The organism is Vulcanococcus sp. Clear-D1, from assembly GCF_014654725.1.
Taxonomy (GTDB): Bacteria; Cyanobacteriota; Cyanobacteriia; order PCC-6307; family Cyanobiaceae; genus Vulcanococcus.
Genome location: NZ_JACVZV010000015.1, coordinates 84,300 through 107,763, shown reverse-complemented (window position 1 = coordinate 107,763; position 23,464 = coordinate 84,300). Strand labels below are relative to the sequence as shown.

The 23,464-nt window shown below is 66.8% G+C and carries 26 protein-coding genes and 2 pseudogenes; 22 read left to right on the top strand and 6 right to left on the bottom strand.

Annotation, left to right across the window (positions count from 1 at the left end):
* The first annotated feature begins 68 nt into the window (after positions 1–68).
* Positions 69–215 (top strand): hypothetical protein, encoded by a 147-nt coding sequence (locus H9532_RS04835; protein ID WP_296366105.1) that lies wholly within the window; start codon positions 69–71, stop codon positions 213–215.
* On the opposite strand, the gene H9532_RS04830 is transcribed toward H9532_RS04835, so the two are convergent.
* Both H9532_RS04830 and H9532_RS04825 read right to left on the bottom strand, forming a co-directional pair.
* On the bottom strand, positions 209–400 hold the full coding sequence (locus H9532_RS04830; RefSeq protein ID WP_296366104.1) for a Nif11 family protein: 192 nt from the start codon (positions 398–400) through the stop codon (positions 209–211). The two genes, H9532_RS04835 and H9532_RS04830, sit on opposite strands and share 7 nt — an antisense overlap.
* Positions 401–559: 159 nt before the next feature.
* Positions 560–1,126 carry a phosphoribosyl-AMP cyclohydrolase gene (locus tag H9532_RS04825; protein WP_296366103.1) on the bottom strand — a complete coding sequence of 189 codons (567 nt, stop codon included), beginning with the start codon at positions 1,124–1,126 and terminating at the stop codon, positions 560–562.
* Between the two features lie 125 nt (positions 1,127–1,251).
* On the opposite strand from H9532_RS04825, the gene H9532_RS16010 reads away from it, so the two are divergent.
* Complete coding sequence (locus tag H9532_RS16010; protein ID WP_366664521.1) at positions 1,252–1,578, top strand: DUF3104 domain-containing protein; 327 nt, start codon at positions 1,252–1,254, stop codon at positions 1,576–1,578.
* Positions 1,547–1,909 (top strand): annotated as a pseudogene (locus H9532_RS04815) (gamma-glutamylcyclotransferase family protein); the annotation flags it as partial. The gene H9532_RS16010 and the pseudogene H9532_RS04815, both read left to right, overlap by 32 nt.
* A gap of 28 nt (positions 1,910–1,937) precedes the next feature.
* Here the strand turns inward: H9532_RS04815 and H9532_RS04810 are convergent.
* Positions 1,938–4,127, bottom strand: coding sequence for a sigma 54-interacting transcriptional regulator (locus H9532_RS04810; protein ID WP_296366102.1), 2,190 nt, complete (start codon positions 4,125–4,127; stop codon positions 1,938–1,940).
* On the opposite strand from H9532_RS04810, the gene H9532_RS04805 reads away from it, so the two are divergent.
* The 3 genes from H9532_RS04805 to H9532_RS04795 all read left to right on the top strand — a co-directional run bounded on the left by H9532_RS04805 (position 4,126) and on the right by H9532_RS04795 (position 6,834).
* Positions 4,126–4,704, top strand: a complete 579-nt coding sequence (locus tag H9532_RS04805; protein WP_296366101.1) for a glutathione S-transferase family protein — start codon at positions 4,126–4,128, stop codon at positions 4,702–4,704. The two genes, H9532_RS04810 and H9532_RS04805, sit on opposite strands and share 2 nt — an antisense overlap.
* On the top strand, positions 4,704–5,360 hold the full coding sequence (gene pdeM / locus H9532_RS04800; RefSeq protein ID WP_296366100.1) for a ligase-associated DNA damage response endonuclease PdeM: 657 nt from the start codon (positions 4,704–4,706) through the stop codon (positions 5,358–5,360). The genes H9532_RS04805 and pdeM overlap by 1 nt, the downstream gene beginning before the upstream one ends.
* 130 nt (positions 5,361–5,490) lie before the next feature.
* Positions 5,491–6,834 carry a hypothetical protein gene (locus H9532_RS04795; RefSeq protein WP_296366649.1) on the top strand — a complete coding sequence of 448 codons (1,344 nt, stop codon included), beginning with the start codon at positions 5,491–5,493 and terminating at the stop codon, positions 6,832–6,834.
* On the opposite strand, the gene H9532_RS04790 is transcribed toward H9532_RS04795, so the two are convergent.
* Positions 6,831–7,295, bottom strand: coding sequence for a CBS domain-containing protein (locus H9532_RS04790; RefSeq protein WP_296366099.1), 465 nt, complete (start codon positions 7,293–7,295; stop codon positions 6,831–6,833). The genes H9532_RS04795 and H9532_RS04790 overlap by 4 nt on opposite strands.
* A gap of 34 nt (positions 7,296–7,329) precedes the next feature.
* Here H9532_RS04790 and H9532_RS04785 point away from each other — a divergent pair, with 34 nt between their 5' ends.
* Positions 7,330–7,860 carry a CDP-alcohol phosphatidyltransferase family protein gene (locus H9532_RS04785; RefSeq protein ID WP_296366098.1) on the top strand — a complete coding sequence of 177 codons (531 nt, stop codon included), beginning with the start codon at positions 7,330–7,332 and terminating at the stop codon, positions 7,858–7,860.
* On the opposite strand, the gene H9532_RS04780 is transcribed toward H9532_RS04785, so the two are convergent.
* Positions 7,861–8,784 (bottom strand): NAD-dependent epimerase/dehydratase family protein, encoded by a 924-nt coding sequence (locus H9532_RS04780; protein ID WP_296366646.1) that lies wholly within the window; start codon positions 8,782–8,784, stop codon positions 7,861–7,863.
* 74 nt (positions 8,785–8,858) lie between these two features.
* Here H9532_RS04780 and H9532_RS04775 point away from each other — a divergent pair, with 74 nt between their 5' ends.
* The 7 genes and pseudogenes from H9532_RS04775 to fumC all read left to right on the top strand — a co-directional run bounded on the left by H9532_RS04775 (position 8,859) and on the right by fumC (position 14,668).
* Complete coding sequence (locus H9532_RS04775; RefSeq protein WP_296366097.1) at positions 8,859–9,548, top strand: Coq4 family protein; 690 nt, start codon at positions 8,859–8,861, stop codon at positions 9,546–9,548.
* A pseudogene (locus tag H9532_RS04770) lies at positions 9,545–9,733 on the top strand (TIGR02450 family Trp-rich protein); the annotation flags it as partial. The gene H9532_RS04775 and the pseudogene H9532_RS04770, both read left to right, overlap by 4 nt.
* Before the next feature lie 33 nt (positions 9,734–9,766).
* Positions 9,767–10,540 carry a 1-(5-phosphoribosyl)-5-[(5-phosphoribosylamino)methylideneamino]imidazole-4-carboxamide isomerase gene (gene hisA, locus H9532_RS04765; protein WP_296366644.1) on the top strand — a complete coding sequence of 258 codons (774 nt, stop codon included), beginning with the start codon at positions 9,767–9,769 and terminating at the stop codon, positions 10,538–10,540.
* Between the two features lie 103 nt (positions 10,541–10,643).
* A complete protein-coding gene (locus H9532_RS04760) occupies positions 10,644–11,003 on the top strand; it encodes a transcriptional repressor (RefSeq protein WP_296366642.1) in 360 nt (119 codons plus the stop codon).
* 58 nt (positions 11,004–11,061) lie between these two features.
* Positions 11,062–12,663 (top strand): DUF3685 domain-containing protein, encoded by a 1,602-nt coding sequence (locus H9532_RS04755; RefSeq protein ID WP_296366096.1) that lies wholly within the window; start codon positions 11,062–11,064, stop codon positions 12,661–12,663.
* A 62-nt stretch (positions 12,664–12,725) separates the two neighbouring features.
* On the top strand, positions 12,726–13,295 hold the full coding sequence (locus H9532_RS04750; RefSeq protein WP_296366095.1) for a thylakoid membrane photosystem I accumulation factor: 570 nt from the start codon (positions 12,726–12,728) through the stop codon (positions 13,293–13,295).
* Entirely contained in the window at positions 13,292–14,668 is a 1,377-nt protein-coding gene (fumC, locus tag H9532_RS04745) for a class II fumarate hydratase (protein WP_296366094.1), read from the top strand. Before H9532_RS04750 ends, fumC begins: the two co-directional genes overlap by 4 nt.
* 27 nt (positions 14,669–14,695) lie before the next feature.
* Here fumC and H9532_RS04740 read toward each other — a convergent pair whose 3' ends face one another.
* Positions 14,696–16,105, bottom strand: coding sequence for a PhoH family protein (locus H9532_RS04740; protein ID WP_296366093.1), 1,410 nt, complete (start codon positions 16,103–16,105; stop codon positions 14,696–14,698).
* 86 nt (positions 16,106–16,191) lie between these two features.
* Here H9532_RS04740 and H9532_RS04735 point away from each other — a divergent pair, with 86 nt between their 5' ends.
* The 8 genes from H9532_RS04735 (at position 16,192) to leuB (ending at position 23,448) form a co-directional block, all read left to right on the top strand.
* On the top strand, positions 16,192–17,370 hold the full coding sequence (locus H9532_RS04735; protein ID WP_296366092.1) for a F420-0:Gamma-glutamyl ligase: 1,179 nt from the start codon (positions 16,192–16,194) through the stop codon (positions 17,368–17,370).
* 31 nt (positions 17,371–17,401) lie between these two features.
* Positions 17,402–18,457 carry a hypothetical protein gene (locus H9532_RS04730; protein ID WP_296366091.1) on the top strand — a complete coding sequence of 352 codons (1,056 nt, stop codon included), beginning with the start codon at positions 17,402–17,404 and terminating at the stop codon, positions 18,455–18,457.
* Positions 18,454–18,933 (top strand): Holliday junction resolvase RuvX, encoded by a 480-nt coding sequence (gene ruvX / locus H9532_RS04725; protein WP_296366090.1) that lies wholly within the window; start codon positions 18,454–18,456, stop codon positions 18,931–18,933. Before H9532_RS04730 ends, ruvX begins: the two co-directional genes overlap by 4 nt.
* Positions 18,934–18,952: 19 nt before the next feature.
* Positions 18,953–19,522, top strand: coding sequence for a DUF3727 domain-containing protein (locus H9532_RS04720; RefSeq protein WP_296366089.1), 570 nt, complete (start codon positions 18,953–18,955; stop codon positions 19,520–19,522).
* Positions 19,523–19,538: 16 nt separating this feature from the next.
* Positions 19,539–20,060 (top strand): YqeG family HAD IIIA-type phosphatase, encoded by a 522-nt coding sequence (locus tag H9532_RS04715; protein WP_296366088.1) that lies wholly within the window; start codon positions 19,539–19,541, stop codon positions 20,058–20,060.
* A gap of 1 nt (position 20,061) precedes the next feature.
* Positions 20,062–21,144: a glutamate 5-kinase gene (gene proB, locus H9532_RS04710; RefSeq protein ID WP_296366087.1), complete on the top strand. Its 1,083-nt coding sequence runs from the start codon at positions 20,062–20,064 to the stop codon at positions 21,142–21,144.
* A gap of 88 nt (positions 21,145–21,232) precedes the next feature.
* Entirely contained in the window at positions 21,233–22,300 is a 1,068-nt protein-coding gene (lpxD, locus tag H9532_RS04705) for a UDP-3-O-(3-hydroxymyristoyl)glucosamine N-acyltransferase (protein ID WP_296366086.1), read from the top strand.
* 62 nt (positions 22,301–22,362) lie between these two features.
* Positions 22,363–23,448: a 3-isopropylmalate dehydrogenase gene (gene leuB / locus H9532_RS04700; RefSeq protein WP_296366085.1), complete on the top strand. Its 1,086-nt coding sequence runs from the start codon at positions 22,363–22,365 to the stop codon at positions 23,446–23,448.
* Positions 23,449–23,464: the final 16 nt, after the last annotated feature.

The following is a 23,464-nucleotide window of genomic DNA, read 5'->3' as shown; positions in this document are numbered from 1 at the left end:
CCATGAGCGCTGTGAGGCCGCAGAGCAACGCTGCGCCGCCCATAGTGAGCAGGTGAGCGCTGCCGCCCGTGAAAGAAATCAGCCTGCTGGAACTGGTCCTACGCGCCGCGGGCCGCATCGCAGCGGTATCCGGGGTCATTGGCCTGCTGGTGTGGCTCACCTGGGTGATGCTCGACTTCAAGAGCATGCAATCGGGCTTCACCCTGCCCTACTGAGCTTCCTGCTCGAGCTGCTGGTGCTCCTGCCAGGCCCGCTGCAGATCGATGCGCGTGATGCGGTAGCCCAGACGCCGGGCCGCCAGGATCAGTTCCTTGCGGGATCGGCAGTGCTTAAGCGCACGCTGCATAGCGGCGTCGGCCTCGGAGTCGCAGACCAGCCGCTCCAGCTCTGACCAGCTCATGGGAACCAACCCCTGGGTCTCTCACCATGCCAAGCCTGAGGAGGATGCGCCAGGTTCCGCAGAACACACAAGCTGAACGCAGCCATGAATCAGGGGGCGCACAGCGCGCCCCCTGGCCCCTGACACCTGATTCGACAAGCGGTCCTGCGGATCAGTTGCTCAGCTTTCGAACGGTAACGAGGAGTGGTGGAGCACGATGCGGATGGAGCCATCGGGCTCCTTCATGAACGACCAGGTCTTGTCGACGGTGGTGGTTTTGCCGGAGGCATCAACGAAACGAACGTTGCCCATGGTGGTGGCATAGCTCCCGTTGAGCTGAATCACCTGATTGATCACCTCGCAGGAGCGCCAGGGCTTGAGGGCAAAGCCTTTGTCGTTGGGAAAGGCGGGATTGCCCCCAACGAAATAGGCCAGAGCACCGGCACGGGTGGGGCGGAAGGTCTGCGATCCCGAGGCCAAGGTGGGCTTGAACGCCACCGGTCCGTACTGATAGGCATAGGCCTGATCGATCACCGCCTCAGCCGTGACCTTCGCCTTGCTGAACCCACCACTGGCATAGGCGGCACTGATCTTGAGCAGCGCATCACACCAGCCCTGCTGAGCGGCGACCACCTCAGCCTGGGTGAGGTTGCTGTTCAGCACATGCACGGTTGGCGCGGCGTAACCCTGGAGGCTCAACCCCAGCGCGAAGACGGGAGCGATCTGAAGAAGACGGGAACGCAGCACGGGCTCGTGGCGGCACTGCTCACAATCTGCGCATCACCGCCCACCCCGACAACCCAAGCGCGAGACACCCACACACAACGGCATCAGTACATTTGGACTAAAACCCGAAGCAAATGGGCGGACCCGTGAGCGAACCCCGGTTTCTGGCGGTGCAAGTGGGCGATCTGGTGGCCGTGCGCCGAACCCCCGATTGGTGGGTGGGTCAGGTGATCCATGCCGAAGGCGGAGCGCGCTGCAACGCCAACTCGCTGTTTCAGATCGCCTGCGTGGACACCGGCGTGATCCGCACCGTGAATGCCGATGCCGTGATCGACATCCTCTGCCCGCGCGATCAGCAGCGTTCAGGAACGCTCGAGCCGGCGCACAATCACAGCCATCAGGCCGAGCGAACCGGCCAGTGCGATCAGGAGGGCAATCGTCATGGAGCGGTCCGGCAACGGCGCCGATTCTGACGCCTTGCTGTTCGTGTACGGCAGCCTCAAGCGCGGCATGGCCAACCACCCGCAGCTGCAGCAGGCCGTGTGGGTTGGCTGCGCACGCCTCGAAGGGCTGGCGCTCTACGACCTGGGCCCCTACCCCATGGCCATCCCCTGCAGCGAACCGGGCAGCGCGATCGAGGGCGAGCTCTACCGGGTGAATGCTGCGCTGCTCGAGCAGCTCGATCGATTCGAGGGGGCGCCGCGCCTGTACCAACGCAAGCTTCACCACGGGAGCCGCCGCGAGGCGGTGTGGGTGTATGTGGGGCGCGCACACCAGGTGCGCCACGTGAAGCGACTGAGCTCCGGGTGCTGGCAGGGGCCAGCTGCAACCTTCAAGCGAAGGGGAGCGCCACCAGCCAACGACCTGCCGCCGCCAGCAACACCGCCAAAGCCGAAGCCCCCAGCCAAGCCCGACGCGTGCGGGCCAGTTGACGGCGGAGCAGCACTACCGCCCAGCTGAGCCCCAGCACCACGGCGACGCTCTGGCAGAACGCGATCACATGGGGATCAGCACTCCAGGCCGGAGCAGCCACCAGACCCGACACTGGAAGCAGGGTTCCGGCTTCGGCCATGCCGATCGGCAGGTGGCGCGCCAGTAGCAGAGCCCAGACCAGGGGCAACAACCCGTAGAGGGTGCGGATCAGCCGGGCCTGAGAAAACCAGATCCGGGCCAACAAAAAAAGCGCCGAGGGCACAGCCAGCGCCAGGGTTGCCGCCGCCAATCGAGGCAGCCAGGGCCCCTCCACCAGGCTGGCCGGTGCCAGCGCACTCCAACCCAGCAGGCGCTGCCAGTGGTGCAGGCACACATCACCGGCAAGCACGAGCAACAGAGCAGGCTCGCCAGGGGGCAGGGTCATCTCCCGCTGGATATCGGCCGCCGGGGGCCGCAGAACGAGCTGCACGGAGCGATGCGGACAGGCCTGAACGCAGGTGAGGCAGAGCACACAGTTGCGGTTATCGGCCAGGTGAGCCGGATGGGTGCCGAGCGGGCAACCGGCGGTGGCCAGGCCTTCACCGTCGGCGGGGCCGCCCTTGAAGCAGGCGTAGGTGCTGCAACTCCCGCTGCAGGTGCCCACCTGGGCGCGCAATTCGGTGATGGCGAGCTTGGCGAATAAACCGTTCATGCCGCCCACCGGGCAGAGGTAACGGCACCAGAAGCGCTTCTCGAAGCACAGCGAACCGATCACCGCTCCCGCGGTGATCAACAACAGCAGACAACTGCTCAACCAGGCGGTGTTCTGCAGGTTGCAGAGCTCCTCCCACAGCAGGATCAGCGCAAAGCCGGCCGCCAGCAGCGGCGAGGCCCAGCTGTCGCTATCGCCTCTCGGCCAGCGCTGCAGCTGCCAGCCCAGGCGCCGGGCCAGTCGCTGGCTGATCTCCCCCCACACCATGAACGGACAAAAGGAGCACCAAAGGCGTCCGACCAGCGGAAAACCCAGCAGGATCAGCGGCCACCACCAGGCCCAGAACAGATTGAGGGCGCCGTTGTGCTGCCGCTCCTGCGGACCCAGCCACAACCACAGGTTGATCAGCACAAACACCCAGCTCACCAGAGCGAACAGCAATCCGTTCCAGAGCCATGGCGCCCGCATCCACTCCCTGAGCTGAGGCTTCCAGCGCCAGATGTCGAAGCGCAGGCGCTGCTGGCGCGGAGCTGTCCAGAACACGTCGTCGGGCAGCACAGACGGCCAGTCCTGCCCCTGGCGGCGCACCTGCTGCAGGGCGCGATAGATCAGGACCTCCAGCTCCCGCAGGTTGTTGGGGAAGTCGTAGCTCTGCAGACGCTTCACCACCGCCTCCGGAACCTGGGGTGGCGCAGGCCAGCCGAGCTTGCGGCTGCGCTGACGCACGCCGTAGCGCAACCATTCGCCCAGGTCCTGACGGCGCACCCGCAGCGGCGGCACCCGGATCAACGTGCAGCAGCGATCCAGGGCCGGCAGGCTGCTCTCCGCTGTGAAGAACAAGCGCCCCGCAAACGTGTGCACGGTGCCGCCCGCATACCACTGCCCGCTCCGCGCCAGCTCCAGCAACTGTTCCTGCAGCGGAGCGGGCACCTGATCGATCTTGTCGATCAGCAGCGAGCCCTCACCCAACAACTCCAGCAATGGCGGTTCCGCCCCATCGGATCCCGCGCCGAACACCTCGCTGCCATCTGGCTTCAGCAGCGCGCCATCAAATCGCAACATCAGCTGCTGGCGCTGCGGGGAGCCGTAGTGGATCAGCGCCGCCAGGTTGTCTTTCTCCAGCCCGGGCTCACCGCTGATCAACACCGGACGCCGCTGCGGATCCTGAGCGGCAAGGCGCACGGCATCGCGGAGGCTGCGGGCATAGCGGCTGCTGCCCACCACGCCGCGGCGGGGCTGCGGAACGAGCAGGGGAGCCAGGCGCAGCAGCGCGGCGTTCTGCAAAACCACAGGCGGGAGGTGCGTTAACACCACTGTGATGCCATTGAGGCCGGCGGGCCACAGCAGCGGCAACCCAGCCCGATACTGAGCAGCCCGCCTCTGCTTGATCGCATCCATGGCCCTCACCCTCTACGGCGGTGCCCGCAGCCGGGCATCCATGCCCCGCTGGTACATGGAGGAGAAGGGCATCCCCTACACCTGGCAGCTGCTCGACATGGAGGCCGGCGAGCACCGGCAGGAGCCCTTCACGGCGATCAACCCCTTCGGCAAGGTGCCCGCCCTTGTGGATGAAGATCCCGCCCTGCCCGGCGGGCGCCTGCAGCTGTTCGAGAGCGGAGCCATCCTTCTGTACCTGGCTGAGCGCTATGGCGGCGAATGCCAGAACGCGGCCGAGCGCGGCCTGGCCCAGCAGTGGGTGCTGTTCGCGAACGCCACCCTGGCCACAGCGCTGTTTGTGCCCTCAAATCGCGAGCGCGAATTCCCGCGGCTGATGGAGGTGCTGGATCGCAAGCTTGGCGAAGGCCCCCTGATGGGCGGCGCCTGGAGCGTGGCCGACTGCGCCGTGAACGCTTACCTCGCGTACCTGCCGATCTTTTTCCCCCAGATCGACCTCAGCCCCTTCCCCCAGGTGCAAGCCACGATCGCTGCCACCCAGCAGCGCCCGGCCTATCAGCTGGTGATGGGCCAACGTTGATGAAGACCGCGCCGGCGAGCGGGAACGGCACCCTTATCTGGCAGCGCAGCAGCCTGGAGCTGCTGCCCCAACGAGCCCTATGGGATGGGGCCAGCGGCTGCCTGCTGGTGGCGGATCTGCATCTGGGCAAAGCCGAGAGCTTTCAGGCCAGCGGCATTCCACTGCCCAGCGATGGTGATCTGAGCACGCTCAATCAGCTGCTCGATCTGGCGGCGCAGCACCAACCGCAGCGGGTTGTGGTGCTGGGCGACCTCATCCACAGCCGTGTGGGGCTCACCGCAGAGCTACGCGCCAAGATCCGAGCCCTACCCGAGCTGCTGGGCTGCCCGCTGGAGCTGATCGGTGGCAATCACGATCAGGGGAGCTGGCTGGAGGGGCTGAGAGCAGGGCCGCCACAGCGCTGCGGCGACCTTTGGCTCAGCCATGAACCCTGCACGCCCCACGAACCTGACCTGCTGAATGTGGCGGGCCATGTGCACCCGGTGGCGGTGCTCGGCCAGGGGGCCGATCGCTTGCGCTTGCCTTGTTTTGCACTGCACCACACCACCCGCCAACTGCTGCTGCCGGCCTTCGGCCACCTCACCGGCGGCTGGGCCGTTTCATCGGACTACCAGCGCTGGGTGATCGCCGATGGCCACGTGCTGGCCGTGCCCTGAGGGCGACTCAGGGCACGGCCCGTAGATTTGCAGCATCGGGCTGTCGCAACTGGATACCGCTTCCCCGCCACCGCCAGCCGCCCGTCGCAAAGACCCGCGGCCCCAGTGGCAGCGCAAGCGCTGGCTCACCATCGGAGTGCCGCTGGCAGGACTGGCCTTTCTCGTTGCGATCGCACCACCGCTGCCCGAAGCTCCGCCCGCCGCTGAGCTAACGCAGCCAGCCGCCAGCGGAGAAGCCTTCCGTTATCTCCCCAACGACGAGGTCTACGCCCTCGACTTCGACCCCCGCCAGGTGCAGCTCGATCTGCTGGAAGGCTGGGACCGCGAACAAGACGCCTTTGAAGACAGCGCTGCCCTGGCCTACGTGTCGGGGCCGATGTACGAGCGGCATGTCAACGACAACGGGCAGGAGATCACCGTTCCGCTCGGCGACATCAAGCTCGGCGCCCGGGTGTGGCGCGGCCGCAACCGCACCGCCGCGCGCCAACGGGCCTTCATCGGCATCCGCCACAACGGCCAGGTGGACTTCGGCTATGGCGAACTCACCCCGGAGCGCGCAGCCCTCTACGAGAGCTTCATCGGCGGCCTCCACAGCGTTTACAACGACCTCGAGACCCCGCCCGGCAGCTACCGCGGCGCCTACAGCATCTCGATGGGGCAGCAGATCCGCTACTACCTGCCGCGCATCCGCATGGTGATGGGGTTGCGGCCTGATGGCCGCCTGGAGGTGTTGATGAGCCGCGACGGCCTCACCCTTGAACAAACCAAATCCCTGGCCCGAAGACGTGGACTGCGGGCCGCCTACCTACCGGACCACGCCTCCAAGAGCCGCCTGATCATCCCCGGCGTGAAAGGGTTCACCCAGGACGATGCCAACTGGATCAGCGGCGGCGCCACCAGCTTTGTGCACGTGCCCTATCTGCTGCGGCTGAGCCAGCGCGCCGTGCCCTTGCAGGGCAACCTGATCGACGCCATCGCCAAACGCACCAGCAACCGCAGCTGCGGCAACCCGCTGGAATGCGGCCAGTCGCTGGGGACACAGATCCTCGATCGAGCGCTGGCGGGCTTTAACCGGCTGATGGAACAAGGGGTTGAACCGCTGGCAAGACTGATCTGGGAGCCGAAGGGCCAGCGCTCACCCAAGCGCGAAGGCCTGCAATCGCCGTTGAGGGAACCGCCGATCACCGCCGACCCGATGGCCCTGCGGTTGCTGCAGGACAGCGAAGCAGCTGCCACCAGCGAGGACACCGCACCCTTGGCTCCCGACCTGCCGCCACCGCTACTCCTGCAGGAAGGGATGGAGCTGCCAGCCGATCCAGAGGCCACGACGGCCGATCCGGCTTTGGTGCCAGAACAGCCCCAGGCCGATGCCCTCAACCCCGCTGTGAACCAGCAGCCCGGCACCCTGCCGCAGGGTGCTCCGCCGCCACCGCCCTTGCTGCCGCCCGTTCAGCCGCCACCGCCACTGCCCTAGGCGCCGGCCAGGGCGCGCACCACATCGCCGCGGGTGAGCACGCCCACGGGCTTGTTGGCACCGTCCAACACGAACAGGCGCTGGGTGCTGCGGTCATGCAGAAGCCGCGCCGCGGCCTGCAGGGAGAGATCACCCGAGCAGTGGTGAGCGTTTTTGCTCATCACCTCACCCACAGTGCTGCCGAGCACCTGGTGCACTTCCTTATCCCAATTGAGGGGATTGCGGAGATAGATCACCGAATCGAGCAGCAGCACGTAGGGGCCTGCCTCAAAGCCGCTCTCGCGCACCATCAGATCCTGCTCGGTGAGCTCACCCACCAGGGCGCCATCGGCATCGAGCACCGGCAGACCGCTCACGTGGTGCTCGCTCATCAGCTGCACCGCCTCCTGCAGCGGTGTGGTGGTGGAGACACTGCGCACCGGCGTGGTCATCACTTCGGAAACGCGGCGTTCAACGACCATGGCAGGCTCGGGACTGGCGCCATTGTGACCCGCCATGAACGCATCTCAATGCCGCCGTCTGGCGGATGGCCTCACCGTGGGTCGCGCTGTGATCGGCTTGCCGCTGATCCTGGCGCTGGCCGCAGGCTGGAGCAGCCTGGCCTGGTGGCTGCTGCTGCTGGGCGGGCTCAGCGATGCTGCCGATGGCTGGCTGGCCCGCCGCGCTGGCGGCGGTTCGGTGTGGGGAGCTCGCCTCGATCCCCTTACGGACAAGATCCTGATCCTGGCGCCGCTGCTCTGGCTGGGCGCCGCCCGCGCCTTGCCCCTATGGGCGATCTGGCTGCTGCTGGCCCGTGAGCTGCTGATTTCTGGCTGGCGGGCGGGGCAAGGCAGTGGCGGGCCGGCCTCCTGGAGCGGCAAAGCCAAAACAATCCTGCAGTTCCTGGCCCTGTTGCTGCTGCTCTGGCCCCAGAGCTGGGGCCCCGCCGCAGCGATCGGCGCTCTGCACGGTCTCGGTTTCTGGTTGTTCTGGCCCTCGTTGCTGCTGGCGCTCAGCTCCGCCTGGGGCTACCTGCGCAAAGCCTGATCAGGCTCCTCCGATCAGGCCCGCATCACCACTGAAGTCAGGGCTGGTGGGCATGCGGCCGGCGTAGTCGTTGGCATAGCTGTCGGCCATGGCCGCTTCGACGCTGTAGGTCGGCGTCCAGGCCAGCTCGCGCTGCACGCGGGTCACATCGGTGAGGAAGTGGGCCATCCGCAGCGGGAAGGCCTTGCGCGCCTTCTTCTCCAGTCCGGAGGGATCGAAGCTGCGAATCTCCACCGACGCGGGATCCTTGCCGCAAGCGCGGGCAGCAGCAGCCACTAGCCCCCGGAAGGTGATGCCCTGCACGCTGCTGCAGTTGTAAACGCGATTGGCGGCAGCATCCACGCCGAGGCTCAGGGCCATCGCCGTAGCCAGATCGTTCACATGGCCGAGCTGCGTGATCGTGCTGCCGTCGCCGGGCAGGGGCACGGGCCGGCCATGCACGATGCGATCAAAGAACCAGCTCTCCACCGGGTTGTAGTTGCCGGCACCAACGATGTAAGTCGGGCGAAAGCTGGTGAAGGGAATCTTCTCGGCCGTGAGCCAGGCCTCGGTGTCGAGCTTGCCGCTGTGGCGGCTCTGGGGATCGGTGGGGGAGTCTTCAGTGAGCGGCCAGAGCTCACTGTCGGCGTAAACACCGGCGGAACTCACGTACAGAAAGCGGTGGCTGGGGGCACCGGTGCGCTCGATCACAGCGCGGCTGTCGTCGAGGCTGCGGCCGGAACTATCGACAATCACATCGAAATTGCGGCCCTGCAGCGCCGCGAGGCCTTCAGCGGTGCTGCGGTCGCCGCAGAGGTGCTCCACGCCGGCGGGAACAGGGTTCTTGCCGCGGGTAAACAGGGTGAGCTCATGGCCCTCGGAGAGCAGCTGCGCCACTAAGGGCTTACCCACAAAGCGGGTGCCGCCCATCACGAGGATCTTCACGCCGGAGCTGATCAAACAGGCGGTCATTCAAAGCCTTGCCGCCCCACACTGGGTGCCAATGGGCAGACGGCCGAATGGGACGGTTTCAAGAGGTTGTGCAGGCGCTCAACAACCTCAAGCTCCTGGCTGCGATCGGCCGCAGCGGCGGTGATCTCAGCAGCGTGGCTGACCTGGTGGATAGCTTCCTCGACAGCCCCCAGATGGCCGACTGTGTGCGCCGTTTCCGGGCGCTCCCCGGGGGCGCGGAGCTGATGGATGGGCGCTACCCACCTCTGCAGCCCGACATCCAACACATGGTCCAGCTGCCGCCGGAAACCCTCGGGGGGCGCTACGCCCGTTTGATCACCAGCCTCGGCTACGACCCGGAGTTCTTCCGTCCGCGGCCCACCACCAGCGAAGCCCAGTGGCTGACGCAACGCATCGCAACCACCCACGACATTCACCACGTGGTGTGTGGTTTCGGCACAGCAGCGTCCGGCGAAAGCGGCGTGCTGGCGGTGACGGCCGCTCAAATCGGCTTTCCCGCCTACGTGCTGCTCACCAGCGCGGGGCAACTGGCCAGCTTCCGCTTTCAGATCGAACGCTTTGAAGCGATCAGCTGTGCCGTGAGCCACGGCCATGCCATCGCTCGCCAAGCCAGCTGTCTGGCGGCGGCCCGCTGGGAGGAGGGCTGGGAGAAACCCGTGAGCCAATGGCGCCTTGAGCTGGGCCTCAGCGATCCGGCCGACCACGAGTCCTACGGCCTCGCGGCCCAGCTGCCATGAAACTGCCCCAATCCTGGACCGCCCAGCCCGCCAGCCTCGGCCTCACCCAGGGCTACCGCCATTTCCAGCTGCTGGGGGAGCAGGGCAAAGGAGCCGACCGGGCGGCCCGGCTGGAGGCGGTGCTCGATCGCCAGTGCCGGCTGCTGGTGCCGCTGCACCAACTGCGTGATCGGGGCCTCTGGCAGCCTGGCTGGCAGTCGTTGAGCCGGCCGGCCGCCATGCAGATCATCCCCGCCATCGACCTGCTCGACGGGCACTGCGTGCGCCTGCACCAGGGCGACTACGACCAGGTGACCCGCTTCAACGACGACCCCGTAGCCCAGGCCCTCGATTGGCAACGCCAGGGCGCCCAGCGGCTGCACCTGGTGGATCTCGATGGCGCCAAAACCGGCCAGCCGATCAACGACCAGGCGGTGAAGGCGATCACCGCCGCCCTCTCAATTCCGGTGCAACTGGGTGGTGGTGTGCGCAGCGCCGAGCGGGCTGAAGAACTGTTGGCCTGCGGCCTCGACCGGGTGATCCTCGGCACTGTGGCGATCGAGAAGCCTGAGCTGGTGAAGGAGCTGGCGGCACGGCACCCCGGCAAGGTGGTGGTGGGCATCGACGCCAAAGACGGCCTGGTGGCCACCCGCGGCTGGATCGAGACCAGCACCGTGAAGGCCACCGACCTGGCCAAGAGCTTTGAAGGCTGCGGCGTGGCCGCGATCATCAGCACCGACATCGCGACCGACGGCACCCTGGCGGGCCCCAACCTCGAAGCCCTGCGGGCCATGGCGGAGGCCAGCTCGATTCCGGTGATTGCCTCCGGCGGCATCGGCACGCTCGAAGACATCCTTTCGTTGCTGTCGATCGCACCGCTGGGGGTGGAAGAGGTGATCGTGGGCCGTGCCCTCTACGACGGCACCGTGGATCTGGCCGAAGCGCTGCAGGCGATTGGTCCGGAACGCTTACAAGACGCACTCACTTCGCCTACGGGTTCTATAACGGGATAAGCCACACACGCCTGTCTTGGCGGTGACATCTCCCACGGACGCAACCAACCCGATCGCCGCTGGAGGTCTTGAGGCTGCGATCGGCCGTTGCCGCGATCTGGGCATGCGCCTCTCGCGCCAGCGCCGCATGGTGCTCGAACTGCTCTGGGACGTGAAGGATCACCTCAGCGCCCGCGACATCTTCGAAAAACTGAATGCCCGTGGCCGCAACATCGGCCACACCTCCGTCTATCAGAACCTCGAGGCTCTGCAGAGCGCCGGAGTGATCGAGTGTCTCGATCGGGCAAGCGGCCGGCTGTACGGCTACCGCAGCGACCCCCACAGCCACCTCACTTGCCTGAACACCGGCTCCATCCAGGATCTGGATGTGGAACTCCCCCCTGATCTGCTCCGTCAGATCGAAGAGCACACCGGTTTCTCAATTGAGAGCTACACCCTTCATCTGAGCGGGCGGCCCCGCTGACCTGGAAAGCCGGTCGAGGCCCGTTAACGTGCGCCCCAGATTGCATCAGCTGGCGCACGTGCCCGAGGCCAAGGCTGCACCCCAATTGCTGATCCTGGCCGAGCCGCTGCTGCGCGAGGGCCTCGTTCGGCTGCTTGAACCAGAGTTCAAGGGGGCCCTCGACCCAGAAGACGTGAGCGGAGGTGTCCGTCTGGTGATCTGGAGTGCCGGAGGGAATCTTCCGCTGGCCACCCTGCAGCGCGAGCTTCATCAACTGCGGGATCGCTGGCAGCCCGCACCGCTGCTGCTGCTGATTCCAGGCGAGTGCCCCTACAGCAGCGATCAACTGCTGCAACTGCCCTGTGAAGGCCTGCTGCAGCAGGCCGAACCTGCTGAGATCCCCGCAGCCGTCAGCACCTTGCTGGCCGGTGGACGGGTGGTGGAGCTACGCCCCCTGGCAGCAGAACGACCTGAACCTGATGCGATCGGCCTCGGCCAGTGGCTTCTGCGCTCCGGGCTCAGCCAGATCGACAGCGAGCAGCGGCGCTGCCACCACTGGCTCAAGCAGGGCTGCGGCGGCCTCACCCGGCTGCTCCTGCACGGACGTCTGCGGGAATTGGCTGCTGCCCGGCGGTTGCTGCTTTGGTTGTGGGGGCCGATCAGCATGGCCTTCCCCCAAGCCGCTGCCGCCACCAACCAACCAACCACAAGCAGCACCGCGATCACCGTGCGCCAGCGCACGGCTGAAGGGGTCTGGCAGGCGATCCAGCTGCGGCTCACAGCCGCCATCGAGAGCGGGGTGTCGAACAGCAGCGGGCAACTGTTGGCCCTCGACGGGCTGAATCCCGATCACCGCCGTGATTTGCTCCTGGCCCTGATCAGCCAGCTCGATCTTTTGATCACCCGCCTGCGCCATGAACAGCTACGCGGCAACGAGCTGGAGCAGCGCTGGTTGCAGCAGCAGCCCGAGCTGCGGCGCCTCTCCCTCCGGAGCATGGCCGGTGAATACGTGCAGCTGCCCCAGCAGGGCGGCCTGCTGCCGGTGGCCGAAAGCCTCAGCGGCGCCAGCGAGTTGAACGCGATCGACCCTGATCTCCCCTTGGCCCTGCCGATGCTGGCGGCTCTCGTGCAGGCCCAGCCCTTGCTGGTGGAGGGCCGTTTGTTGGCACCGGATGAGCCCCAGGCCCTGCTCCATCTCGAGCTGTTGATTGGCAACTGGCTGATCCGCAGCGCCGAGTTGATCAGCGCCGAAATCCTCAGCTGCTGCAGCACCTGGCCGGAGCTGCGCCGCTACCTGCTCAGGCCCGATCTGCTCGCCACCCGCAACCTTGAGCGCCTGCGCAACCAACTCAACTCCCAGCAGCGCTGGGGGAACCTGTTCGAGCGGCCGGTGCAGCTCTACGAAAGCCGCCGGCTGCTCTATGGCCTCCAGAACGGAGCGATCACACCCCAGCTGCTCACCGAACCCCGCGACAGCGAGCTGCGCCAGCTGAGCTGGGGCCAGCAGCTGATCACCCTCAGCCTGGAGGCGCGCGATGCTCTGGCTCCGCAACTGCAGAGCTTCATCCGCAGGCTCGGCGATCTGGTGGTCGTGGTGCTCACCCAGGTGATCGGTCGGGCTATCGGGCTGGTGGGCAAGGGCGTGCTGCAGGGAATGGGCCGCAGCATCAGCCGCGGCTGAGGCCGCATCGCCAGAGGATGAACCTCGAAGGTCACAATGGCCTCACCCTTACCGTGGTCTTGATGCCCGGCCTCCTGGCCCGGTTGCTGAAACCCCTGGCAGCCCTGGTCCTCTCCGCCCTGCTGGCCCTGGGCCTGGCTCCCGGTGCGGCCGATGCCGCGCGTGATACCAACAGCTACGACGGCAACATCTACGCCCTTTACGCCGGCAACGGCTCCCTCGTGCCGCCCCGCAGCACGCTGGCCGATGCCATGGCCAACCATCGGCCGATCGTGCTGGGCTATTTCCTCGACGACAGCGCCGCCAGCAAGCAATACGCCGTGGTGTTCAACGAGCTGCAGCGCCTCTGGGGCCGCAGCGTTGAGCTGATCTTGCTCTCCACCGACCCGATCCAAAATCGCGACACCCACGGCCCCACCGATCCCGCCAGCTATTGGAAAGGCGTGATCCCCCAGGTGGTGGTGTTCAACAGCGAGGGCAAACCGGTGCTGGATGAAGTCGGCCCGGTGAGTATTGATGCCATCAATGTCGCCCTCACGGAGGTCACAGGCCTCAAACCCCAGGGCGACGTGAAGCTCAGCCTCAGCCGCGAGGTGAACGAACTCAACAGCGAGATCGTGGCCTCCCGATGAGCACGCGCCAGGAAACCGACAGCATGGGTGCCCTGGCGGTGCCCGCCGAGCACTACTGGGGGGCCCAGACCCAGCGCTCGATCACCAACTTCCCCTTCGGCCAGCGCATGCCCCTGGCGATCGTGCATGCCTTCGGCCAGCTGAAGGCAGCCTGCGCCGAAGCCAATCGCGATCTGGGCAAGCTGGACCCCGGCCTCTGCGCCGCGATCGTGGCGGCCGCTGAGCAGGTAGCCCGCGGCGAGCTGGATGGGGAGTTTCCGCTGAAGGTGTGGCAAACGGGCTCTGGCACCCAGAGCAACATGAACGCCAACGAGGTGATCGCCAACCGCGCGATCGAATCCCTCGGTGGGGAGCTGGGCAGCAAGAGCCCGGTGCATCCCAACGACCATGTCAACCTCAGCCAGTCGAGCAACGACACGTTCCCGGCGGCGATGCATATCGCTGTGGTGCTCGAGCTGGAGAACACCCTGCTGCCGGCGGTGGAGCAGCTGGCAGCAGCGCTGCAGGCCAAAGCCACGAGCTACGCCGGCCTGGTGAAGATCGGTCGCACCCATCTGCAAGATGCGGTGCCTTTGAGCCTCGGTCAGGAATTCAGTGGCTATGTGGCCCAGCTGCACCTGGCGCTGGAGGCGATCCGCCTCAGCCTGCCGCGGGTGCGCGAGCTGGCGATCGGCGGTACAGCAGTGGGGACAGGGCTCAATGCCCCGAAGGGATTCGGCGAGGCGGTGGCGGCCCGATTGAGCGAACGGCTCGGCACCGCCTTCAGCAGCGCTCCCAACAAATTTCAGGCCCTGGCCGGCCATGAGGCGCTGGCGTCAGCCCACGGAGCACTCACGGTGCTGGCCGGCAGCCTGATGAAGATTGCCAACGACATCCGCTGGCTCGGCAGCGGCCCGCGCTGCGGCCTCGGCGAACTGGTGCTGCCGGAGAACGAACCGGGCAGCTCGATCATGCCCGGCAAGGTGAATCCCACCCAGTGCGAAAGTCTCACGATGGTGGCCGTGCAGGTGATGGGCAACAACACCGCCGTGCAGATGGGGGCCAGCCAGGGCAACTTCGAGCTGAACGTGTTCAAGCCCCTGATCGTCCACAACGTGCTCGAGAGCATCGAGCTCCTAGCCGGCGCCTGCAGCAGCTTCCGCGAGCACTGCATCGAAGGCCTGCGCGCCAACGAACAGCGGATCGAGCGCCTGCTCAACCAGAGCCTGATGCTGGTCACCGCCCTTACCCCCGCCATCGGCTACGACCGCGCCAGCGGCATTGCCAAACACGCCCACAAACATGGCCTGAGCCTGCGGGAAGCGGCACTGGTGCTGGGCGAGATCAGCGGCGAGGAATTCGATCAGTGGGTGCGGCCCGAGCAGATGGTCTGAACTGGTCTGAACCGGTGCGAATCGCCGCTACAGCAGGTTCGCCGCCAGTTCAGCCAGTTCGCTGCGTTCACCGCGGATCAAGGTCACATGGCCGGCCAGTTGCTGGCCTTTAAAGCGCTCCACCAGCCAGGTGAGACCGTTGCTTTCAGCATCCACATAGGGGTTGTCGATCTGATACGGGTCGCCGGTGAACACGATCTTGGTGCCCTCGCCCACGCGGGTCACGATGGTCTTCACCTCGTGGGGGGTGAGGTTCTGTGCCTCATCCACCACCATGAATTGCCGAGGGATCGAGCGGCCACGGATGTAGCTGATTGCTTCCACCTCCAGCAGTCCCATGCCCTTGAGGTCGGTCCAGTTGCTGCGGTTGCCGCGCTGGGCACCGGGGCGGCCTGCGGCAGATCCGCCGCGTGCAGCCCCGCGCCCCTCATCAGCATCGGCGCCGCCCAGCAGGAAGTCGAGGTTGTCGATGATCGGCTGCATCCAGGGGCCCATCTTTTCCTCGAGGCTCCCGGGCAGGAAGCCGATCTCCTTACCCAGGGAGATCACCGGCCGTGTCACCAGCAGGCGCTCGTAGAGATGTTCATCGGCCACCTGATGCAGGCCCGCCGCTAAAGCAAGCAATGTTTTGCCGGTACCGGCTTTACCCACCAAGGTGAGCAGCTGCACCGCAGGATCCAGCAGCAGATCGAGGGCGAAGGTTTGCTCACGGTTGCGGGCACTCACCTTGCCAAGCCGCACCTTGCCGGCGCGCTGGAGTGGCAGCAGACGCCGGCTGGCTGCATCGAAGCGGGCCAGGAGCGTGTGGTTGGGCTGGGCCTGATCCACCAGCGTCACTCCCTCATTGGCCTGGAGCGCCACAGCATCAGCGGCGGGCAGCGCCGCCAGAGCCAGGCCACCCTCGCTCTTGAGCTGCTCCATCGCTGTGGCACTGGCCATCAGCTCGCACACACCGGGGTAAAGGTCGGCGATGTCGACCTTGTCGGTGGTGTAGTCCTGAGCGGTGAGGCCCACGGCATCGGCTTTGATGCGCAGGTTGGTGTCCTTGGTGACCAGCACCACCGGCGGCTGATCGCTGATCAGACCCGAGCGCAGTTGCTCCAGCGCCACCGCCAGGATGTTGTTATCGCCATTACCACCCTTGAGCTCCGGCGGCAGCTGAGCCAGCGTTTCGCTGCGGCAGAACACCACCTGGAGCGTGCCGCCACTGCCGTCATCAATCGGTACGCCATCGGCCAGGTTGCCCTTCTCGCGCAGGGCGTCGAGCAGGCGGGAAATTTGACGGGCGTTGCGTCCTTTTTCGGAGGGATCGCGCTTGAAGCCGTCGATCTCCTCCACCACTTCGATCGGGATCACCACCGCGTTGTCTTCAAAGCGGGTGAGCGCCTGAGGGTCGTGGAGCAACACATTCGTATCGAGAACGAAGGTCTTGCGCATCACAGCCCTCTGATCGAGATGCACGCACGCTAAGCGGCTTTTTCGACTGCAAGCCCTACGCTCCCGCAGAACTCAAAGCGCCGGCTTTGCACCCTTTGCTCGCTGTGTTGTTGATTGCGGCCCTGGTCTTCGGGCTCGCCCTGCTCTGGCTGGAGGCGCGCCACCGGCTGCGGCCCGCCTCTCCCTTGCGCCTGAGCAGCGGCCATTGGAGCGTGAAGCGCAGGGGCGACGAGACCCTTGAGGTGAAGGGAACAATCACGATCACCAACCCCCATGCCCGCATGGAGGTGTTCGTACCGGAGATCGAACTCCGCCCCACCCTGCTGGGCCGTGGCGATCTGCACAGCCTCGAGCTGAGCACAACGCTCACCCCCCAACATCCCGATGAAGAAGCCAGGGCGGATGGCTACTGGTTCGCTTACATCGTGAAGGGGCACAAGAGCACCCAAGCCGAGGTGCGCATCAGCATCAACGCGCCGGCTGGCACCGATCTGCGCAAGCTGGTGGACACCCTCTGGCTGGAGATTCTCTGGACCCATTACGGGCCCTTCGGGCGACTGCAGAAGCGCGATGGCGTGCTGATCCCCCTGCGCCGTCCGGCGGCGGCCCAACCCGACACCGCCCATTGGCGCAGCGGTGATCGCTGCTCGGTGTTGCCAATCCGCACCCATTTGCTCGGCACGCTCGACGATCCCGCCGAAGTCCTGCGCCATTACGCAGGAGCAGTGCTACAGCCCGACGACGTGCTCACCATCGGCGAAACCCCCCTGGCGGTGATGCAGGGGCGCTACAACCACCCCGCCAACCTGCAGCCCTCCTCACTGGCTCGGCTGCTGTGCCGGGTGTTCCACCCGACCAGCTCCCTGGCCACCGCCTGCGGCCTGCAAACCCTGATCGACAACGTTGGCCCGGCGCGGGTGCTTTGCGCCTGGCTGCTGGGCACCGCCTTGAAACTGGTGGGATCGAAGGGCTGGTTCTACCGCCTGGCCGGTGAGCAGGCCCGCCTGATCGACGACGTGACCGGCACCACACCGCCCTACGACCAGACGATCGTGCTGGGCCCAGCCGACAGCACGGCGGTGTGCCGGCAGCTGGCTGCCGACCTCGGTGTGGCCGTGGCGGTGGTGGATGTGAATGATCTGGGCCGGGTGAAGGTGCTGGCCTCCAGCCCCGGCTGCGACGAGGCACTGCTGATGCGGGCGTTGAAGCCCAACCCGGCAGGCAATGCCAATGAGCGCACTCCCCTGGTGCTGGTGCGCCCATAACATGGGCTCATGGCCTATCAGGCCGAGCGCCGTGTCTTCAGCTGCACCAGCCCAGCGACCCGCTCAGGCCCCGTGCCTGCACATTGTTCCCCTGCGCGGTTGGCACCTGCCGCTGTTGCAGGACCCCTTCTTCGCCGACCTCCTGCCCCTGCTGCAGCGCGCGGTGCTGCTGCAGGGCCCTGAACGGCTCCTGAACAGCCTCACCGCCAGACCCCCGCTGGTGCCCGATGTACTGCTGGCCTACCGGGAGCCCCAGCACCCCCTGGGCCTGCTCCTCAGCCAACGGCTGAACCGCAGCGGCAGTTGCTGGCAGCTGCTGCAGTTACGCAGCAGCGAAGCGAGCCTGGCGGCCGGAGAGGCGGGCCGCATGGCCATCGAAGCGGCGCTGATCCGTGAAGCGATCCAACGCAGCCGTGGCGCCGCCAGTTGGATCGCCACGGCCGCCACCACCGACAGCGACCGATTAGCCCTGCTGCGCCAACAAGGCTTCCAGCCCCTGCGCCGTGAAACCCTCTGGCGCTGGGAACCCCCATCGGAGCCGGAGCAACGCGCTCTACCGCATGACCTGCAGCTCAGGGCCCTCAACCGCCGCACGGCTTTGGCCATGTGGCAGCTCGAGCAGGCCGCGCTGCCGGCGCAGCTGCGCCAACTGCTGGATCGACGCGTCGACGATCTGCTCGATCAAAGCGAGCAGCCGAGTCTGATGCTGTTCGACTGCACCCGCCAGCAGGCCGTGGCAGGCGCCCGGCGGCTTCGCCCCGGCAACCGGGGACTGCCTGAACTCGAACTGAGCGTGCATCCCGGCTGGCAGCACCTGCTGGGTGAGCCGCTGCAGCTGCTGCTGGAGCACAGCGCCGCCGGCGCAGACAACCTGCTGGTGCGCAGCGACGTACTCGACAGCGAGCGCAGCACCTGGCTGCAGAGCCTCGGCATGGCACCCGAGGGTGAAGAGGTGGTGATGGCACGGAGCGTGTGGCGGCGTCACGCGCCCCAGCACAGCACTCAGATGGCCCAACGGCTCGAATCGATGCTCGGCCGGCTGCAACCCGGGCAGCGCCCGATCCCGACCCCCCTGGGCCGGCCTTGAACCGCCCGGCACCTCGCTCTGTGCTGGCCCTGGATGTGGGCCGTAAACGCATCGGCCTGGCCGGCTGTGACCCGCTCGGCCTCACCGTGACGCCCCTGCCGGCATTGCGGCGCGGCCGCTATCCCGCCGACCTGGAACAGCTGCGCCTGCTGGTGAGCAAGCGGCGGATCACCGCGCTGGTGGTTGGCCTGCCCCTGGATGCACAGCAACAGCCCACCGAGCAGGCCGAGCACTGCCGCCGCTACGGCGAACGGTTGGCGCGTCACCTGGAGCTGCCCCTGGCCCTGGTGAATGAGTACGCCAGCAGCTGGTCCGCCGCTGAGCGCCACGGCCTCCACGGCGACCGCAGCGGCGCCCTCGACAGCGCCGCAGCAGCACTGCTGCTGGAGCAGTGGCTTCAGGAGGGTCCTGAACCGGCGCCGGTGCACGCGCAGGCCCCTGCCGTTGGCTCAGGGGCCGACGCCCAGGCATCCTGAAGACACCAAGGAACCACCCATGAGCTCAGACGGTCCCAGCGCCAACGGTGCCGGCGATGTCCCCACCGTGCTTGTGCGCGACAGCGAAGGGCGTCAGTTGCTGTGCTTCCTCGAGCAGCTGATCCCGCTCGACGGCAATGACTACGCCCTGCTCACCCCGGTGGATACCCCGGTGTGCCTGGTGAAGATCGCCGCCGATGACGACAGCGACGACGAGGTGATCGATGAGCTCAGCGGCGCCGAACCGATTCTCTCGGTGGCGGATGTGGTGTTGCAGGAGCACGACCTCACCCTGGTGCGCTCGGCTGTGACCCTCACCGTGAGCGGTGAACTGGAAGAGCCCGATCCCGAAGAACTCGACGACGAGATCGATGCCGACGACGAGGACGAGGAAACCGATCTTTACGAAATGCTGATCCAGTTCCGCGCCGAGGGCGAGGAATACGGGCTGTTCATTCCCCTGGATCCCTTCTTCGTGGTGGCACGCATGGAGAACGGTGAAGGGCGACTGGTGGAAGGCGAGGAATTCGAGCGGATCCAGCCCCGCATCGAGGCCGAACTCGACGAGCGCGAGCTCGGTGAAGGCTGATTGGTCGCCGCACACCGTGAGCAACCTGTCTCTGCCACAACTGCTGCAGCCCAACCTGGTGGCCCCCGGCACCCTGGCTGCGCTGCCGCTGCATCAACTGCTGGCCCAGGGCATCCGTGCCCTGGTGCTGGATGTGGATCGCACGCTGTTGCCGCGCCGAGGCAGCGAACTGCCTCCGGCAGTGGAGGCCTGGTTGCGACGCGCCCAGCAGACCCTGCCCCTGCACCTGTTCAGCAACAACCCCTCCCGCAGCCGCATCGGCGCGGTAGCCGATCAGTTGGGGGTCAGTTACACCACCAGTGCGGGCAAACCACGGCGCGGGCCGCTGCGGCGCGTGATCGAGCAGCTCGATCTGCCCCACAGCCAGGTGGCGATCGTGGGCGATCGGGTGTTCACCGATGTGTTGGCGGGTAACCGCCTCGGCCTCTACACGGTGCTGGTGAAGCCGGTGAATCCCGAGGGTGAGCCCTGCCCCCACGATCACTGGCAGCGGCTGGAGGTGCAGCTGGCACGGCTGGCGGGGGCCACCCTCAGCTGAGATGACGATGCGGCGGGTGGTGAAGGTGGGCACCAGCGTGCTGCGGGGCGCCGGCGGACGCGACACCGAAGAGGTGATCGCCGATCTGGCTGCCAGTCTCTGCAGCCTCTGGGAGCGCGGGGAGCCGGTGGTGATGGTGACCAGTGGTGCGGTAGGTCTGGGCTGCACGGCCCTGGGCCACAGCGAACGCCCCACGGAACTGGAGGGTCTTCAGGCCGCTGCAGCGGTGGGCCAAGGGCGGTTGATGACCCTGTACGACCAGGCCTTCGCCCGCCATCAGCGCTGCGTGGCCCAGGTGCTGCTCACTCGCGGCGATCTGGCCTCGCGCCGCCGCTATCAGAACGCCTGCCGAACCCTCGAGCAATTGCTGGCCTGGGGGGTGACACCGGTGATCAACGAGAACGACACCCTCGCCACCGACGAACTGCGCTTCGGCGACAACGACACCCTCTCGGCCCTGGTAGCGGTGGCGGTGCAGGCCGATGAACTGGTGCTGCTCACCGACATCGACAGCCTCTACTCCGGTGATCCCCGTAGCGATGCCGACGCCCGCCCGATCGCCACGGTGAACAACCTGGCTGAACTGGAAGCACTGAGCGGTGTGGCCAAGGGGGGCGGCCGCTGGGGCACCGGCGGCATGACCACCAAGCTCTCAGCCGCCCGCATCGCCACCGCCAGCGGCATTCAGGTGCGGTTGGCTGATGGCCGCGACCCGGCCGTACTCAATGCCCTGCTCGCCGGTGAACCGCGCGGCACGCTGTTCCGCCCCAGCGAAAAACCCCTGAGCGATCGCAAGGGCTGGCTCGCCCACGCCTTGCTGCCGAAGGGCTCGATCACCATCGATGCCGGCGCGGAGCGGGCCCTCCTGGATCAAGGAGCGTCGCTCTTGGCGGTGGGCGTGCACCAGGTGGAGGGCGACTTCAACCGACGCGATGCCGTGCGGCTGCTGAGCCTGGATGGCCGTGAACTGGCCCGCGGCCTCTGCGCCATGGACAGTGACGAGCTCCAGGAGCGCAAAGGCCAGCGCGGTCTGGTGGTGCACCGCGATCACCTGGTGATCACACCCGGCGCCAACAGCACCTGATCCCAGGGCTGCATGGCCCAGTCGGCTTGCGGTGCTCCCAGCCCAATCCACCTACGATCCGGCCGACCTCCAGGTTTCAGCGGCTCCCATGCGCTTCAGCCAATTGCTCAGCCACCTGAGCGAGGTGCAGGCCGCAGGCGGCACCCAGGGCCTGAGCCACAACCTGGCGGATGATCCAGAGCTGCGCGGCGCGGCTGCTCTCGATCAATCCGGCCACGGTGAGCTGAGCTTCCTGGAACCTGGCAACGCCCTTTCAGCAGCCTTAGCTGCGAGCGGTGCGAGTGCAGTGCTGTTGCCGGCCAAGGGCGATGAAGCTGAGGCCCTGCAGCAGCAGGCCACAGGGCGCAGCCAGGCCTGGATTGCCCTGCGGGATCCTCGCCTGGCCTTCGCAGAAGCGCTGGATGTCTTGTATCCGCGCAAGCCCAAGCCCCCGGGCATCCACGCCAGCGCTGTGGTGGATCCCGATGCCGTGGTGGGCATGGGAAGCCATGTGGGAGCTCACGTGGTGATCGGCGCCCAGGTGCAGATCGGATCGAGCTGCACGATCCACCCCAATGTGGTGATCTACGACGACGTGCAAATCGGCGATGGCTGCGAACTGCACGCCGGGGCGGTGCTGCATCCCGGCTCACGCTTGGGCCGCGCCTGCGTGGTGCATTCCAATGCCGTGGTGGGCAGCGAGGGCTTCGGCTTCGTGCCCACAGCTCAGGGCTGGCGAAAAATGCCGCAGACCGGCCTGGTAGTGCTTGAAGACGGCGTTGAAGTGGGCTGCGGCAGCACGATCGACCGCCCGTCAGTGGGCGAAACCCGCATCGGCGCCGGCACCAAGATCGACAACCTGGTGCACATCGGCCACGGCGTGACCACCGGCAAAGGTTGCGCCCTGGCAGCCCAGGTGGGCATCGCCGGCGGCGCCCGCCTTGGCCATGGTGTGATCCTGGCCGGCCAGGTTGGCCTGGCCAATAAAGCTGTGATGGGGGATCGCTCGATCGCCTCCTCCAAATCCGGCATCCATGGCGAAGTGGCCGCCGGCGAGGTGGTGAGCGGCTACCCCGCCATCCCCAACCGCCTCTGGCTGCGCTGCTCCGCCGCCTTCAACAAACTGCCCGAGCTGGCCAAGGCGATCCGCAGCCTCGAGAAGAGCCGCACCCCCTGAGCCAGATCGGGTGAGCACCTCACGCATCGCCGCGTAGCCTCGCGCCCAGCACCAGCGCGACCATGACCTCCAGCTACCGGATCACCCTGCTCCCCGGCGACGGCATCGGTCCGGAGATCACGGCTGTGGCCCGCCAGCTGCTGGATGCTGTCAGCTGCAAGCACGGCTTTGAGCTCGTCTACGACGAGCAGCCCATGGGCGGGGCCGCCATTGACGCCACCGGCGAACCCCTGCCTGCCAGCACCCTAGAGGCCTGCAAGGCCGCCGATGCCGTGCTGCTGGCCGCCATCGGCTCCCCCCAATACGACACCCTGCCCCGCGAGAAGCGCCCCGAAACCGGGCTGCTGGGGCTGCGGGCCGGCATGGGGCTGTTCGCCAACCTGCGGCCGGTGAAGATCATCCCCGCCCTGATCGATGCCTCCACCCTCAAGCGCGAGGTGATCGAAGGGGTGGATCTGATGGTGGTGCGTGAGCTCACCGGTGGCGTGTATTTCGGCACGCCCAAAGGCCGCGTCGAGGCAGAAGGCCGCGTGCGCGGCTTCAACACCATGGCCTACTTCGACGATGAGATCGATCGCATCGCCAAGGTGGGCTTCGATCTGGCCCAGCAGCGCAGCGGCCGCCTCTGCAGTGTGGACAAAGCCAACGTGCTGGATGTCAGCCAGCTCTGGCGCGACCGGGTGGAAGCGATGCACGCCGCCAGCTATCCGGGCGTGGAGCTCAGCCACATGTATGTGGACAACGCTGCGATGCAGCTGGTGCGCAACCCCCGTCAGTTCGACGTGCTGCTCACCAGCAATCTCTTCGGCGACATCCTCAGCGATGAGGCCGCCATGCTCTCCGGCTCGATCGGCATGCTGCCCTCCGCATCCCTGGGCACCAGCGGCCCGGGCCTGTTTGAGCCCATCCACGGCTCAGCTCCCGACATCGCCCGCCAGGACAAGGCCAACCCGATGGCGATGGTGCTCAGCGCCGCAATGATGCTGCGGGTGGGCCTCCACCAGGACGCCGCCGCCGCCGACCTGGAGCAAGCCGTCGACACGGTGCTGGCCGGCGGTTACCGCACCGGTGATCTGATGGCCGAAGGCTGCACCCAGTTGGGGTGCAAGGCGATGGGCGATCAGCTGCTGGCGGCCCTGGCCGGCTGAGCTGAACCAGCGCTGA

What these genes read in the sequence shown, in the direction of transcription:
- H9532_RS04810 (WP_296366102.1), bottom strand. Translation starts at nt 4,127, where the DNA reads ATGGATGCGATCAAGCAGAGGCGGGCTGCTCAGTATCGGGCTGGGTTG.
- H9532_RS04790 (WP_296366099.1), bottom strand. Translation starts at nt 7,295, where the DNA reads ATGGTCGTTGAACGCCGCGTTTCCGAAGTGATGACCACGCCGGTGCGC.
- H9532_RS04830 (WP_296366104.1), bottom strand. Translation starts at nt 400, where the DNA reads ATGAGCTGGTCAGAGCTGGAGCGGCTGGTCTGCGACTCCGAGGCCGAC.
- proB (WP_296366087.1), top strand. Translation starts at nt 20,062, where the DNA reads ATGACGATGCGGCGGGTGGTGAAGGTGGGCACCAGCGTGCTGCGGGGC.
- H9532_RS04740 (WP_296366093.1), bottom strand. Translation starts at nt 16,105, where the DNA reads ATGCGCAAGACCTTCGTTCTCGATACGAATGTGTTGCTCCACGACCCT.
- H9532_RS04720 (WP_296366089.1), top strand. Translation starts at nt 18,953, where the DNA reads ATGAGCTCAGACGGTCCCAGCGCCAACGGTGCCGGCGATGTCCCCACC.
- hisA (WP_296366644.1), top strand. Translation starts at nt 9,767, where the DNA reads ATGCAGATCATCCCCGCCATCGACCTGCTCGACGGGCACTGCGTGCGC.
- H9532_RS04775 (WP_296366097.1), top strand. Translation starts at nt 8,859, where the DNA reads ATGGGACGGTTTCAAGAGGTTGTGCAGGCGCTCAACAACCTCAAGCTC.
- fumC (WP_296366094.1), top strand. Translation starts at nt 13,292, where the DNA reads ATGAGCACGCGCCAGGAAACCGACAGCATGGGTGCCCTGGCGGTGCCC.
- pdeM (WP_296366100.1), top strand. Translation starts at nt 4,704, where the DNA reads ATGAAGACCGCGCCGGCGAGCGGGAACGGCACCCTTATCTGGCAGCGC.
- H9532_RS04805 (WP_296366101.1), top strand. Translation starts at nt 4,126, where the DNA reads ATGGCCCTCACCCTCTACGGCGGTGCCCGCAGCCGGGCATCCATGCCC.
- leuB (WP_296366085.1), top strand. Translation starts at nt 22,363, where the DNA reads ATGACCTCCAGCTACCGGATCACCCTGCTCCCCGGCGACGGCATCGGT.
- H9532_RS04750 (WP_296366095.1), top strand. Translation starts at nt 12,726, where the DNA reads ATGCCCGGCCTCCTGGCCCGGTTGCTGAAACCCCTGGCAGCCCTGGTC.
- lpxD (WP_296366086.1), top strand. Translation starts at nt 21,233, where the DNA reads ATGCGCTTCAGCCAATTGCTCAGCCACCTGAGCGAGGTGCAGGCCGCA.
- H9532_RS04760 (WP_296366642.1), top strand. Translation starts at nt 10,644, where the DNA reads ATGCGCCTCTCGCGCCAGCGCCGCATGGTGCTCGAACTGCTCTGGGAC.
- H9532_RS04785 (WP_296366098.1), top strand. Translation starts at nt 7,330, where the DNA reads ATGAACGCATCTCAATGCCGCCGTCTGGCGGATGGCCTCACCGTGGGT.